This is a genomic window from Microbacterium ginsengiterrae (genome assembly GCF_014205075.1).
GTDB lineage: Bacteria > Actinomycetota > Actinomycetes > Actinomycetales > Microbacteriaceae > Microbacterium > Microbacterium ginsengiterrae.
Window position 1 is genome coordinate 222520 of the sequence record NZ_JACHMU010000001.1, and the last position, 13630, is coordinate 236149.

Consider the following 13630-nt stretch of genomic DNA (forward strand, 5'->3'; position numbering starts at 1 on the left):
GTCAGTTCTGCCGCAGCAGCCAGACCAGCAGCGCCTTCTGCGCGTGCAGGCGGTTCTCCGCCTCGTCCCAGACCACGCTCTGCGGGCCGTCGATGACCTCGGGGTCGACCTCGTAGCCGCGGTCGGCGGGAAGGCAGTGGATGAAGATCGCGCCGGGGTCGGCGAGCTGCATCGTCTCCGCGGTGACCTTGTAGCCGCCGAGATCGCGGATGCGCGCGATCTTCTCCTCCTCCTTGCCCATCGACACCCAGGTGTCGGTGACGATCACGTCCGCACCCGCCGCGGCCTCGGCCGGGTCGGTGTACAGCGTGATGGAGCCGCCCGTCTCGGCGGCGCGCCGCTCAGCGGCCTCGACGACGTCGGCACGCGGGGCGTACGACTCCGGCGACGCCATGCGCACGTGCATTCCGGCCGTGACACCGGCCAGGGCGTAGGAGTGCGCCATGTTGCTCTGCGCGTCTCCGAAGAACGTCAGCGTCAGCCCCTTCAGGTCACCCTTGTGCTCGCGAATGGTGAGCAGGTCGGCGAGCAGCTGGCAGGGGTGGAAATCGTCCGACAGCGCGTTGATGACGGGGACGCGGGTCCCCTTCGCCATCTCCTCGAGTCCGGACTGCGCGTAGGTGCGCCACACGATCGCGGCGACCTGGCGCTCCAGCACACGGGCGGTGTCGGAGGGCGTCTCCTTGCCGCCGAGCTGGCTGTTGGCCGTGGAGATGATCAGCGGCGAACCACCGAGGTCGGCGATGCCGACGGCGAAGGAGACGCGGGTGCGGGTCGACGACTTGTCGAAGATCACCGCGACGGTCTGGGGGCCGGCGAGGGACTTGTCGGCCCAGCGGTCCTTCTTCAGTTCGACGGCGAGGTCGAGGATCTCGGCCTGCTCGGCAGGGCTGAGGTCGTCGTCGCGGAGGAGGTGGCGGGTCACTTCGAGTCCCCCTGGTCGCTCATTGCGGGCATGCTCTCTGTGCTTTCTCTTTCGGTCGCCGTCCGGTCGCCCTGCACGTCGGCGAGGGCGGCGGTGAACAGCGTGAGGAACTCTTCGATCTCCGCGTCGCCGATGGTCAGGGCCGGTGCGATGCGGATGGTCTCGGGATTGGCTGCGTTGACGATCAGCCCGCGGCGCTGGGCGGCGGCGACGAGGTCGCCGGCCACGGGAGCGGACAGGGCGATGCCGATGAGCAGGCCGCGCCCGCGTACTCCGCCTACGAGGTGCGAGTCGATCTTCGCGATGGCCTCACGCAGCTGCACGCCGCGCGCGGCGGCGTTGCCGACGAGGTCGCTGCGCTCGATCTCCGCGAGGACGGCGTTCGCGACAGCGGTCGCCAGCGGGTTGCCGCCGAACGTCGAGCCGTGGGACCCGGGGGTGAACAGCGCGCTGGCGGCGCCAAAGGTCACCAGTGCCCCGATCGGGAACCCGCCGCCGATCCCCTTCGCGAGGGTGATGGCGTCAGGGGTGATGCCCTCGTGGTTGAATCCGAACCACGAGCCCGTCCGGCCGGCACCGGTCTGGATCTCGTCGACGATGAGCAGCGCGCCGTGCGCGAGAGTGAGTGATCGTGCCGCAGCCAGGTAGCCGTCCGGGAGCTCGACGACGCCCGCCTCGCCCTGGATCGGCTCGACGATGAGCGCCGCGACGCGATCGTCCATCGCCGCCTCCAGCGCCTCGATCGTGGCGGGGATGTGCTCGACGCCGGCCGGCATCGGCTCGAACGGCGCCCGCATGGTCTTCTTCGCGGTGAGGGCGAGGGACCCCATGGTGCGGCCGTGGAAGCCGTTCTCGAGGGCGAGGATGCGAGGGCGTTCTGCGCCGCCGCGCAGGCGCGCGAGCTTGAACGCGGCCTCATTCGCCTCGGCCCCGGAGTTGGAGAAGTACACGCGGCCGTCGATGCCGGCCCCTGCGAGCCGCTTCAGGCGCGCGGCGAGTTCGAGCTGGGGCCGGGTGGCGAAGTAGTTCGACACATGCACCAGCGTCGCGGCCTGCCGAGAGACGGCATCCACGAACACGGGGTGGGCGTGTCCGAGCGCGTTGACGGCGATGCCGCCGAGGAAGTCGAGGTAACGGTTGTCGTCCCCGTCCCACACGTACGATCCCTCACCGCGCGTGAGCAGCGCGAGCCGCTCCCCTGCGTTGAGCACGAGATCCCGTGCCGCGTCCTCCGACCAGACGGTCATGCCGTCGCCTCCGATTCTCCGAGTACCACTTCGGTTCCGATTCCCTTGCTCGTGAAGAGTTCGACGAGCACCGAGTGCGGGACCCGTCCGTCGATGATCGCCGCGGCGTCCACGCCGCCCTCGACGGCATCCAGGCACGCGCGCATCTTCGGGATCATCCCCGATTCGAGCGTCGGGAGCATGCCGCTCAGCTGCGCGGACGTGAGGTGCGAGACCAGCGAGTCCCGGTTGGGCCAGTCCGCGTACAGTCCTGGGACATCCGTGAGGATCACGAGCTTGCGCGCGTTCAACGCGACCGCCAGGGCGGATGCCGCGGCATCCGCATTCACGTTGAGCGACTGCCCCGGGTTGTCGAGGTCCGGCGCGATGCTGGAGATCACCGGAATGCGTCCGGCGGCGAGATGGTCGAGGACGGCAGTGGCGTCCACCTGTACGACGTCTCCCACGCGTCCGAGGTCCACCGGTTCACCGTCGATCACGACGCCGCGCCGACGGCCGCCGAACAGTCCGGCGTCCTCACCGCTGAGTCCGGTCGCGATCGGACCGTGCGAGTTGATCTTCGCGACCAGCTGCGGGTTCACCTGACCGGTGAGCACCATCCGGACGACACTGATGGCCTCGGTGTTGGTGACGCGGTAACCGCCCTTGAACTCGCTGGGGATGTCGAGCCGGTCGAGCATGTTGGAGATCTGCGGCCCACCGCCGTGCACCACGACGGGCTGCACGCCGACGTAGCGCAGGTACGCGATGTCCTGCGCGAACGCCTCCTGGAGCTCGTCCGACACCATCGCATTGCCGCCGTACTTCACCACGACGATCTGGTCGCGGAACTTCTTCAGCCACGGCAGCGACTCGATGAGAGTCGTCGCCTGCTGCGCCGCGACGTCGGGCGGGGTGTCGTGGATGTCTGTCATGAGGAGTAGGCGCTGTTCTCGTGGACGTAGTCGTGCGTGAGGTCGTTGGTGCGGATGGTCGCCTCCGCCTCGCCGACCTGCAGGTCGATGAGCACGTCGGTGGCGCGGGGAGTGAGGTCGACGTCTTCGCGCGGGCGGTCCGGACCGCCCTTGCTGCACACCCGGACGCCGTTCATCCACACGTCGACGTCGTAGGGGTCGAACTGGGCGCTCGTGGTGCCGATGGCGGCGAGCACACGTCCCCAGTTGGCGTCGTTGCCGAAGATGGCGGCCTTGAAGAGGTTGTTGCGGGCGACCGAGCGCCCCACCTCCACAGCATCCTGCTCGCTGACCGCGTTCGTCACACGGATGGTGATGTCGTGGCTCGCGCCCTCGGCGTCCTGCTGCAGCATGGCGGCGAGCTGATCGCTCAGCTCGGTGAGCGCTGCGGCGAACTCGTCGACGTCGGGGCGGATGCCGCTGGCACCGTTGGCCAGGAGGGTCACCTGGTCGTTCGTCGACATGCATCCGTCCGAGTCGAGGCGGTCGAAGGTCGTCCCCGTCGCCCGGCGGAGCGCCGTGTCGGCGTCGAGGGCGTCGAGGTCGGCGTCGGTCGTGATCACGACGAGCATCGTGGCGAGGCCGGGTGCCAGCATCCCCGCACCCTTCGCCATGCCGCCGATGGTCCAGCCATCGCGCGACACGATCGCGGTCTTGGCGATCGTGTCGGTCGTCATGATGGCGTGCGCCGCGCTCTCGCCGCCGTCGCTCGAGAGCTCGGCGATCGCCTGTTCCGTCCCCGCGAGGACCTTGGCGCGGAACGTCTCGTCGCCGGTGCCGATGAGCCCGGTGGAGCACACCAGGATGTCGCCCGCGCTGACCTCGAGCAGCTCCGCAGCCTTCTCGGCGGTCTGGTGCGTCGTCTGGAACCCGAAGCTGCCGGTGAAGCAGTTCGCGCCGCCGGAGTTCAGCACGATCGCCTCCACGGTCCGGTCGGCGATCACCTGCTGAGACCAGATGATGGGGTTCGCCTTGGCGCGGTTGCTCGTGAAGACGGCGGCGCCGACCTTGCGGGGGCCGCGGTTGACGACGACGGCGACGTCCGGCTTTCCAGTCGACTTCAGGCCGACGGCGACGCCCGCCGCCTCGAATCCTTGGGGTGCGGTGACGCTCATGGTGCCACTCCGTTCACGGTGAGGGCGCGGTCCTCCGGAAGACCGAGCGCGAGGTTCATGGATTGGATGGCGGCACCGGCGGTGCCCTTGACGAGGTTGTCGACGGCGGTGACCACGGTCACTCGGCCTGCCGCCCGGTCGATCGCCAGGCCGATCAGGGCCGTGTTGGCACCGAGGACGTCGGCGGTGCGAGGGAAGGCACCGGCCGGGAGCAGCTGCACGAAGGTCTCGTCGCCGTATGCGTCTTCCCATGCTGCGCGGATCTGCTCGTCGGTGACGCCGGGGGTGATGCGCGCCGTCGAGGTGGCGAGGATGCCGCGTGCCATCGGCACCAGCACGGGGGTGAACGAGATGCGCACGTCGTCGGCGCCCGCAGCCAGCAACGCCTGCTGGATCTCAGGGATGTGCCGATGGGTGCCGCCGACGGCATACGGGTTCGCCGTGCCGAGCAGCTCGCTTCCGAGCAGATGCGGCTTCAGGCTCTTGCCCGCGCCGGACGGGCCCACGGCGAGGACGCTGACGATGTCGGAGGCGTCGATGACGCCCGCTGCGACACCGGGGGCGAGGCTGAGGCTGACGGTCGACGCGTTGCACCCCGGCGCGGCGATGCGCTTCGCGGTACGGAGGTGCTCGCGCTGCTTGCCGTCGCCGGTGATCAGCTCGGGGACCCCGTACGCCCAGGGCTCGTGGAAGTGCCCGCCGTAGAACGCGTCCCACGATGCCGACGAGGTGAGTCGATGGTCGGCGCCGGCATCGATCACGAGCGGGACATCACCGAGCGCGTCGGTGTACTGCCCCGATTGACCGTGCGGGAGAGCGAGGAACACGATGTCGTGCCCCGCGAGCACCTCGGGGGTGGTGTCCTGCAGCGTCAGGTGAGCGAGGGAACGAAGGTGCGGCTGATGCTGGATCAGCGGCTGGCCGGCGTTCGAGTGCGCGGTGACGGTGCGGATCTCGATGTCGGGATGACCGGCGAGCAGGCGCAGGATCTCGCCGCCCGCATAGCCGGAGGCGCCGGAGACGGCGACGGTATACGTCATGGTTCTACCTTAACGGTGTGAGGTCTGGGGGCCGAGGCGGCGACACCGGTGCTCCACTGCCCACAGGGCAGGAGCGCGGGGGTCGCCTAGCGTCGGCGGCCGCCCAGGCGGCTGCGGCGTCGGCGCACCACGAGGACGCTCGGGGCGAGCGTCGAGGGGGTGGAGACGGCCGAAGGCATGTCGTGACAGTAGCGCTGCCCCGTCGCTCACGCAAATCGCGGGCGCGGGGCGGCTCACCCGCTGGCGAGCTCTGCCAGCAGTGCGCGCTCGTCCGCTCGCGTCAATCCTGCGCGACGCGAGCGGTCGAGGCCCCTGGCCCGTTCGTCCTCGAGGACCTGCGCGATGAGGGGCGCCCACGGTGTCTGCGTCCCGCCGGCGGCTCGGTAGGCGCGGTTGGAACGCGTCGTGAGCCCCGAGTACTCCGCGGGGAGCCACAGCGGCAGGGAACGCTCCCCCATCCACGGCTGGACTCCGTGCGCCTCGAGCCAGTCATCACTCGCCGACCGTACGTCTCCGCCGTGTCCGGTCGCCGTGCGGAACGCATCCAGAACCTCATCGAGCGGCGTCGGATCGCCGATCGCGTCGTGCACGCCCGTGAGGTCGATGTTCGTCGCGAACGCGGCGAGGTCGTCGACCTCGACCACCTGTACGTGACGTCCGGCCACACGCGGCACGAGAACCGCCTCCGAACCTGCCCGGTCGAACGCTGCCGCCCAGTACCCGAACCGGTCGCTGGGGTCACCGGCGCCGACGATCAGGCCGGGACGGATGATGTGCGTGCGCTCCCCCAGGGTTCGCACCTGCTCTTCGGCGGCGACCTTCTGCGCGGCGTAGTCGTATTCGTCGCCGTCCTGCGCCGGCGCCTCCAGCCGTGCGGTCTCATCTGCGCCGTCGACGTCGGCATCCGCGTACACCGACACCGACGAGATGTATGTCCAGTGCGCGGCGCGGTCCCCGAGGGCATCAACGGCATCGCGCACGTGGTCGGCTCGCGATGAGATGTCGACGACCTCGTCCCACGGCCGGTCGAGGAGATCGTAGGTGCGCGCGTCGTCGCGGTCGCCGCGCACCAGCACCGCACCGTCGGGGGCGGCACGCTCCCCGCGGGCGAGGCAGGTCACACGCGCGCCCTGCGCCACCCATCGTCGTGCGATGCGGCCGGAGAGCCATCCGGTACCGCCGAGGATCAGTACGTCCGTCATGTGCCCATGTCATCACCATGCGCTGATCTGCGAAAGGGGTTCCGCTCCCAGCGGAGTGACGGTGATCGTTCCTCGCGAGTGGATGCCGCCCGGTTGCGCATGACTCCCTGTCCCACCCCAGAAGCGCAGGCGACGATCGTGGCGACCATCGACACGAACGGCGAGGCGGGGCTGTGACCCCTCCTCGCCGTTCCGACCCCGTGTGACGGGACACGTGCATCAGTCGCGGATGCTGGCTCCGAACCGTTCACTGGCCACGGCCACTCCGGCGAGCTTCGCCTCGGTCGCCTCGGCGGCGGTGAGCGTGCGGTCCGGCGCGCGGAACCGCAGCGCGTACGTGAGGCTCTTCTTGCCGTCATCCACACCCTGGCCGCGATAGTCGTCCACGAGACGCGCGGACTCCAGCAGTTCTCCGGCGCCCTCGACGAGGGCCGCACGCAGCTCGCCGGCGGTCACCGCGGCATCGACCACGAGGGATACGTCCTGGGTGGCTGCCGTGTACGTGGACAGTGATGCCGCCACGACGCGCGCTCCGGCGAGCGCGAGGACGCTGTCGAGGTCGACTTCCAGGACGACGGCGCGGCCGGGAAGATCCGCCTCGGATGCGACGCTCGGGTGCAGTTCGCCGACATAGCCGACCTCGGTCCCCGCCACGCTCAGCACGCCGGCGCGCCCGGGGTGAAGGGCCGCTCGGCTTCCCTGGGCCACGTCGATGTCGACACCCGCGGCGACGGCGATCACACGGACGGTGTCCAGCGCGTCCGAGAGGCTGTACGCCTCCACGGCGCGGTCCGGCTGCCGCGGAGTCGCGTTGCCCGTGAACAGGGCCGCGATGTGGCGGCGCTGCGGTGGGATCGACGCGTTCAGCTCGGCGAGCGTCTCGTCCGAGGGGCGCTGCCCGAGCGGCGGCACCTCGTCAGTGCCGTAGGCGACGCCCGGCTCGGGGAGGAAGACCGAACCCGTCTCGAAGATCGCGAGGTCGGTGAGACCACGCGAGATGTTCCGGTGCGCCGTCTGCATGAGCCCGGGGATCAGCGACCTGCGCAGGTACGGAGCCTGCCCGTCGAGGGGATTCGCGAGCTTGATGCTCGGCAGCGCCTCGCCACTGGCCGACCCGTGCAGGTGGTTCTGCGTCTCGGTGGTGAAGGGGAACGACGGCGTCTCGATCAGGCCGGCCGCGGCGAGCGCGTTCGCCACACGGCGGCGTCCCTGCTGGGCGTCCGTGAGTCCGCGACCGGAGGGCGGGGTCGGCAGCACGGAGGGGATGCGGTCGAGCCCATGGATGCGCGCGACCTCCTCCGCCAGCGTCCACTTGTCCGTGAGGTCCGGTCGCCAGCTCGGCGGGATGACGTGCCATCCGTCCGAGGTCTCCGTGACCTCGGCGCCGATCATCTCGAGCGCGTCGACGATCTCCTCGTCGGTGTAGTCGACTCCGATGAGACCGGGGATGAACTCCGCGGGCAGCGCGATGCCGGCGATCTCGAACTCGGAGTACAGCGCGCCGCCGAGTTCGTCGATGCGGCCGCCGGCCAGTTCCACCATGAGCTCGGCGACGCGACGGGCCGCGACGAACGGCACGAGCGGGTCGACGCCGCGCTCGAACCGCTTGGACGCCTCGCTGGGGAGCTTGTGCCGACGGGCGGTGCGGGCGATCGAGATCGGATCGAAGATCGCCGCCTCGATGAGCACGTTCCTCGTCGTGTCCGACATCTCGGTCGTGCCGCCGCCCATCACGCCGGCGAGGCCGATCGGACCGGACTCGTCGGTGATGAGCAGGTCCTCGACGTGCAGCGAGCGCTCCTGGCCGTCGAGGGTCGTCATCTTCTCGCCCGGCTGCGCGCGACGGACGGTGATCCCGCCGGAGAGCTTGTCGAGGTCGTAACCGTGGATCGGGTTGCCGAGCTCCAGCATCACGTAGTTGGTGATGTCGATGAGCACCCCGAGGGTACGGATGCCCGCCAGCGACAGACGCGCGACCATCCACGGCGGCGTCGGTCGGGTCGGGTCGACGTCGCGCACCACGCGGGCGACGAACTCCTGCACCGCGGGGTTGTGCCGCAGCGGTTCTGCGTCGACAGTGATCGGGAAGCCCGAACCGGGGGCGACCTCGGAGAACTCGTGCTCGGCGGGGTCGCGGAAATCCGCTCCCGTCGCGTGAGCGTACTCGCGGGCGACGCCACGGATCGAGAACGCGTACCCGCGGTCCGGAGTGACGTTGATCTCGACCGCCTGATCGTCCAGGCCGAGCAGGGCGATGGCATCCGTGCCCACCGGCGCGTCGATGCCGAGCGTCGACAGGATGAGGATGCCGTTGTGCTCGTCGCCCAGCCCGAGTTCGCGAGCCGACGCGATCATGCCGTCCGACACGTGCCCGTACGTCTTGCGGGCGGCGATCGGGAACGGGCCGGGGAGCACCGAGCCGGGCAGCGTGACGACGACCTTGTCACCCTGGGCGAAGTTGGAGGCGCCGCAGACGATGCCGCGCGGCTCCGCCTCACCGACGTCCACCTGACACCAGCGGATGGTCTTGCCGTTCTTCTGCGGCTCCTCCTCGAAGGAGAGCACCTGGCCGACCACGACGGGCCCGGAGATGTCGAAGCCGTGCAGCTCCTCCTCCTCGAAGCCCACCGACACCAGCGCGGCGAAGACGTCGTCTGCCGTGACGCCCTCCGCCACATCGACGTATTCACGCAACCACGAAAGCGGGACGCGCATCACACCACCATCCCGAACTGCTCGCTGAAACGGATATCGCCTTCGGCCATGTCGCGCATGTCCTGCACGTCGCTGCGGAACATGAGGCCGCGTTCGATCCCCATGCCGAATGCGAAGCCGCTGTAGACCTCGGGGTCGATGCCCGCCGCGCGCAGCACGTTCGGGTTGACCATGCCGCAACCGCCCCATTCGATCCAGCGCGCGCCGCCCTTGAAGGTGGGGTGCCACAGGTCGAGCTCGGCGGATGGCTCAGTGAAGGGGAAGTAGTTGGTGCGGAAGCGCGTCTTGGCCTCCGGTCCGAACAGCGCCCGCGCGAAGTGGTCGAGCGTGCCCTTGAGGTGCGCCATCGTGATGCCCTTGTCGATCACGAGGCCCTCGAACTGCGTGAACACGGGGAGGTGGGTCGCATCGAACTCATCGGTGCGGTAGACCCGTCCGGGGCACAGCACGTAGATCGGCACCTCGCGGTCGAGCATCGAGCGCACCTGCACGGGGCTCGTGTGCGTGCGCATCACGAGGTGGCGGTCGACGGGGTCGACGAAGAAGGTGTCCTGCATCTGTCGTGCGGGGTGATCCACGTCGAAGTTCAGCGCGTCGAAGTTGAACCACTCGTGCTCGAGCTCCGGCCCCTCGGCGATCTCCCACCCCATGCCCACGAAGATGTCGCACACATCGTCCTGCAGCTTCTCGAGTGGATGCCGCGCACCCACCCGGGTGCGCGAGGACACCGCGGTGATGTCGATGCGCTCCTGCTCGAGGCGCGCGGCGAGTTCGGCTTCGGCGAGCACGGCCTCTCGGGCGTCGAACGCCTCGGTGACCTGGCGGCGTCCCTGGCCGATGAGCTTGCCGAAGGTCGCCTTGTGCTCTGGTGCGACCTGGCGCATGGAGGCGTTCAGGACCGCGAGCGGCGAGCCCTCGGCGACGTGGGCGGCGCGGGCCGCCTTCAGTTCTGCGGTGCTGGCAGCGGAGCCGATCGCGCCGAGCGCGTCGGCGACGGCGGATTCCACCGCCTCTGGGGTGATTTCTGGGGCGTCTGACACGAGACCCGAGTCTACCGGGGCCACGCGCCTGTGACGTCTGCGCTCAGCGGCCGAGGCCGCCCACTCCTCCTGCGCCGCCCTGGTCGAACGGACCGGCGCTCTTCTGCGCGGCGATGATCTCGGTGTCGGTGCCCTCGTGCATCACCGCGGCGTTGTCGGCAGCGAGCGCCTTGATCCTCGGCGAACGGCGGGTGCGGATCTCCAGGTACTTCGCGATGCCGGAGAGGATGAGGCACATGATGATGTAGATGCCGCCGATGATGAACGCCGACTGCAGGATCGGGCGCCCCTGCTGCGAGCTGAGCAGCTTGGCGTAGTACAGCAGTTCCGGGTAGGTGATGATGAACCCGAGCGCGGTGTCCTTCATGGTCACCACGAGCTGAGCGACGATCACCGGGAGCATGGCGCGGATCGCCTGCGGGAGCAGGATGAGCCGCATCACGCCGCTCTTGCGGAGTCCGATCGCGTAACCGGCCTCCTTCTGGCCGCGGGGCAACGACTCCACGCCGGCGCGGAGCACCTCGGCGAGGACGGAGCCGTTGTACATCATGAGCGCGAGGACCACGGCCCAGTACGGCTCCATCTTCACGCCGAGCGTGGGCAGCCCGTAGTACAGCAGCATCATGAAGACGAGGACGGGGACGGCACGGAAGAATTCCGTGATCACCGTGACGGGGATGCGCACCCACGCGTGCTCGGACAGTCGTCCGATCGCGAGCACGAAACCGAGCACGAGGCTCAGCACGGCCGCGAGGGCGAAGGCGGCGAGCGTGTTGCCGAGCGCCTTGAGGATCTGGCCCCACACGGCGGAGAACGTGAAGATGTACCAGCGGGACGCGTCGAACTGCCCCGTCTCGTAGAAGCGGTAGCCGACGAAGCCGATCACCGCGAGCACCACGATGACCGTGGCGACGCCGATGAGCCGGTTCCTGAAGATCGCCTTGGGACCGGGGACGTCGTACAGGACGGAAGTCATCGCGCGATCCTCCACTTGTTCTCGAGATAGCGCTGCGCCCAGCTGAGCAGCATGACCAGGGCGACGAAGACGAGTGCGACCCACAGGAGGACGGCGAGTGCGTTCTCGCCGCGCTCGCTGAGGTACGAGCGGATGGCGCCGAGCTCGAGGACCGAGAAGCCGGCGGCGACCGTCGTGTTCTTCAACAGTGCGATGAACACGCTCATCATGGGGGGAACGACGGAGCGGAACGCCTGCGGAAGAACGACGAGGCTCATGACCTGCCCGAACGGCAGTCCGATCGCCCGTGCGGCCTCCGCCTGCCCGACGGGGACGGTGTTGATCCCGGCCCGCAGCACCTCGGCGACGTAGGTCGCCGTGTAGATGCCGATCGCCAGGATGCCGAGGACCGTGGTGCTCAGCCGTGGGAGCCCCAGCTGCGGGTATCCGAAGATGAAGAAGAAGAAGACCAGCGTGAGCGGGGTGTTCCTGATGAGGTTCACGTACACCGTGCCCACCCCGCGTGCGATCGGGACCGGCGATACGCGCGCGGCGCCGACGATGATGCCGAGCACCAGCGCGAGCAGCCCGCCGCCGAAGAAGATCAGCAGAGTGTTGCTGATCGCCTCGCCCCACAGGTCGAGGTTCCCGAAGATGACGTCCACGCCGTCTTCCCTTCTGAAGATCTGGGAGGGGGCGGCCCTTCTCGGGCCGCCCCCTGGTCAATCAGTCGACTGCGGGCTGCTCGACCGTGATCCCGGACGAGCCGAGGTTCTTGTCGAAGATCGCCTGCCAGATGTCGCCACCGTCGGTGAAGAGGGTGTTGATGTGCTCCTGGAGCACGTCGTCGCCCTTGGCGAGGCCGACGCCGTAGCGCTCCTCCGTGAAGGGCTCACCGACGACCTTGAGGTTGTCCGGGTCCGCTGCCGCGTAGCCGATGAGGATCGCCTGGTCGGTGGTGACCGCCTGGACCTCGCCGTTGAGCAGCGCCTCGACGCATGCGGAGTACAGGTCGAACTCGCGCGTGGGGACATCCGGGTAGTTGTCGCGGATGTTCTGGATCGGCGTGGAACCGGTCGCCGAGCACACCGTGGTGTCCGCCGTCAGGTCGGCCTCGCTGCTGATGTCGCTGTCCGCGGCGACGAGGAGACCCTGACCGGTGATGAAGTACGGACCGGCGAAGTTGATCTGCTCCTTGCGCTTGTCCGTGATCGAGTAGGTGCCGACGTAGTAGTCGATGTCACCGTTGGTGATGGCCTGCTCGCGGTTCGCGGAGGCGATCGGCTTGAACTCGATCTTGTCCTCGTCGTAGCCGAGGGATGCCGCGATCCAGCGGGCGATGTCGACGTCGAAGCCGGTGCGCTCCTGCGTCGTGACGTCGAGGTATCCGAGACCGGGCTGGTCCTCCTTCACACCGATGACGACGCCGTCGCGGGCGGTGATCTCGTCGAAGGTGGGGCTGCCGTCCAGGGAGACGTCTTCGGCCACCTCGAACCACGTGGTGGGCTCCTCGGCGTCTCCGCCGGCGTCACCGGGCGTGCTCGGGCTGCCGCTGTTGCAGGCGGTGAGGGCCAGCAGCGCTGCCGCTGCGATCCCGATTCCCGCCAGTGTCCGTGTGCGTCGCATGTGCGTCTCCTTCGTGTGCTGTGTGTGCAGTGTGGGTCAGTGGGTGAGGAGCTTCGAGAGGAAGTCCTTGGCGCGGTCGCTGCGCGGGTTGGTGAAGAACTCCTCCGGCGTGGCCTCCTCGACGATGCGGCCGTCGGCCATGAACACCACGCGGTCGGCCGCCTTGCGCGCGAAGCCCATCTCGTGGGTGACGACGATCATCGTCATCCCCTCCTTCGCGAGCTGCACCATGACGTCGAGGACCTCGTTGATCATCTCGGGGTCCAGTGCGCTGGTCGGTTCGTCGAAAAGCATGACCTTGGGGTGCATGGCCAGCGCGCGGGCGATCGCGACGCGCTGCTGCTGTCCGCCCGACAGCTGCGCGGGCAGCTTGGACGCCTGCTGGGCGACCCCGACCCGCTCGAGCAGGGCCATCGCCTCCTTGTCGGCGTCGGCCTTCTTCAGGCCGCGCACCTTGATCGGCCCGAGGGTCACGTTCTCGAGGATCGTAAGGTGGGCGAACAGGTTGAACGACTGGAAGACCATACCGACGTCGGCCCGCAGCTTGGCGAGGCTCTTGCCCTCGGCGGGCAGCTCCTTGCCGTCGATGCTGATCGTGCCGCTCGTGATCGTCTCGAGGCGGTTGATCGTGCGGCACAGCGTCGACTTCCCGGAGCCGGAAGGGCCGATGACGACGACCACTTCGCCGGCGTTGACGGTCAGGTTGATGTCCGTCAGCGCCTGGAAATCGCCGTAATGCTTCTGAACGTCGTCCACCACGACAAGGGGTGCGCCAGTCTCGGTCATGTCTTCACACTAGAAGCACAACTAGG

12 protein-coding genes are annotated in these 13630 nt (G+C 68.9%); all 12 read right to left on the reverse strand.

Annotated elements, in window-relative coordinates; genetic code table 11:
* Position 1 precedes the first annotated feature (1 nt).
* Positions 2-925 carry an ornithine carbamoyltransferase gene (gene argF / locus HD600_RS01150; protein WP_184280992.1) on the reverse strand — a complete coding sequence of 308 codons (924 nt, stop codon included), beginning with the start codon at positions 923-925 and terminating at the stop codon, positions 2-4.
* Positions 922-2172, reverse strand: coding sequence for an acetylornithine transaminase (locus HD600_RS01155; RefSeq protein WP_184280994.1), 1251 nt, complete (start codon positions 2170-2172; stop codon positions 922-924). Before HD600_RS01155 ends, argF begins: the two co-directional genes overlap by 4 nt.
* Positions 2169-3086 (reverse strand): acetylglutamate kinase, encoded by a 918-nt coding sequence (argB, locus tag HD600_RS01160; RefSeq protein ID WP_144797184.1) that lies wholly within the window; start codon positions 3084-3086, stop codon positions 2169-2171. Before argB ends, HD600_RS01155 begins: the two co-directional genes overlap by 4 nt.
* Positions 3083-4240, reverse strand: coding sequence for a bifunctional glutamate N-acetyltransferase/amino-acid acetyltransferase ArgJ (gene argJ, locus HD600_RS01165; protein WP_184280996.1), 1158 nt, complete (start codon positions 4238-4240; stop codon positions 3083-3085). Before argJ ends, argB begins: the two co-directional genes overlap by 4 nt.
* Positions 4237-5280, reverse strand: a complete 1044-nt coding sequence (gene argC, locus HD600_RS01170; protein WP_184280998.1) for an N-acetyl-gamma-glutamyl-phosphate reductase — start codon at positions 5278-5280, stop codon at positions 4237-4239. The genes argJ and argC overlap by 4 nt, the downstream gene beginning before the upstream one ends.
* A gap of 233 nt (positions 5281-5513) precedes the next feature.
* Positions 5514-6482: a Rossmann-fold NAD(P)-binding domain-containing protein gene (locus HD600_RS01175; RefSeq protein ID WP_184281000.1), complete on the reverse strand. Its 969-nt coding sequence runs from the start codon at positions 6480-6482 to the stop codon at positions 5514-5516.
* 219 nt (positions 6483-6701) lie between these two features.
* Positions 6702-9197 carry a phenylalanine--tRNA ligase subunit beta gene (gene pheT, locus HD600_RS01180; RefSeq protein ID WP_184281002.1) on the reverse strand — a complete coding sequence of 832 codons (2496 nt, stop codon included), beginning with the start codon at positions 9195-9197 and terminating at the stop codon, positions 6702-6704.
* Complete coding sequence (pheS, locus tag HD600_RS01185; protein WP_184281004.1) at positions 9197-10237, reverse strand: phenylalanine--tRNA ligase subunit alpha; 1041 nt, start codon at positions 10235-10237, stop codon at positions 9197-9199. The genes pheT and pheS overlap by 1 nt, the downstream gene beginning before the upstream one ends.
* Positions 10238-10280: 43 nt before the next feature.
* Positions 10281-11213: an amino acid ABC transporter permease gene (locus HD600_RS01190; RefSeq protein WP_184281006.1), complete on the reverse strand. Its 933-nt coding sequence runs from the start codon at positions 11211-11213 to the stop codon at positions 10281-10283.
* On the reverse strand, positions 11210-11857 hold the full coding sequence (locus HD600_RS01195) for an ABC transporter permease subunit (protein WP_184281008.1): 648 nt from the start codon (positions 11855-11857) through the stop codon (positions 11210-11212). Before HD600_RS01195 ends, HD600_RS01190 begins: the two co-directional genes overlap by 4 nt.
* A gap of 61 nt (positions 11858-11918) precedes the next feature.
* Entirely contained in the window at positions 11919-12818 is a 900-nt protein-coding gene (locus HD600_RS01200; protein WP_144797200.1) for a glutamate ABC transporter substrate-binding protein, read from the reverse strand.
* 36 nt (positions 12819-12854) lie between these two features.
* Positions 12855-13604: an amino acid ABC transporter ATP-binding protein gene (locus HD600_RS01205; protein ID WP_184281010.1), complete on the reverse strand. Its 750-nt coding sequence runs from the start codon at positions 13602-13604 to the stop codon at positions 12855-12857.
* Positions 13605-13630 lie beyond the last annotated feature (26 nt).

What these genes read in the sequence shown, in the direction of transcription:
- HD600_RS01205 (WP_184281010.1), bottom strand. Translation starts at nt 13,604, where the DNA reads ATGACCGAGACTGGCGCACCCCTTGTCGTGGTGGACGACGTTCAGAAG.
- HD600_RS01175 (WP_184281000.1), bottom strand. Translation starts at nt 6,482, where the DNA reads ATGACGGACGTACTGATCCTCGGCGGTACCGGATGGCTCTCCGGCCGC.
- argB (WP_144797184.1), bottom strand. Translation starts at nt 3,086, where the DNA reads ATGACAGACATCCACGACACCCCGCCCGACGTCGCGGCGCAGCAGGCG.
- argJ (WP_184280996.1), bottom strand. Translation starts at nt 4,240, where the DNA reads ATGAGCGTCACCGCACCCCAAGGATTCGAGGCGGCGGGCGTCGCCGTC.
- argC (WP_184280998.1), bottom strand. Translation starts at nt 5,280, where the DNA reads ATGACGTATACCGTCGCCGTCTCCGGCGCCTCCGGCTATGCGGGCGGC.
- HD600_RS01200 (WP_144797200.1), bottom strand. Translation starts at nt 12,818, where the DNA reads ATGCGACGCACACGGACACTGGCGGGAATCGGGATCGCAGCGGCAGCG.
- HD600_RS01190 (WP_184281006.1), bottom strand. Translation starts at nt 11,213, where the DNA reads ATGACTTCCGTCCTGTACGACGTCCCCGGTCCCAAGGCGATCTTCAGG.
- HD600_RS01155 (WP_184280994.1), bottom strand. Translation starts at nt 2,172, where the DNA reads ATGACCGTCTGGTCGGAGGACGCGGCACGGGATCTCGTGCTCAACGCA.
- pheT (WP_184281002.1), bottom strand. Translation starts at nt 9,197, where the DNA reads ATGCGCGTCCCGCTTTCGTGGTTGCGTGAATACGTCGATGTGGCGGAG.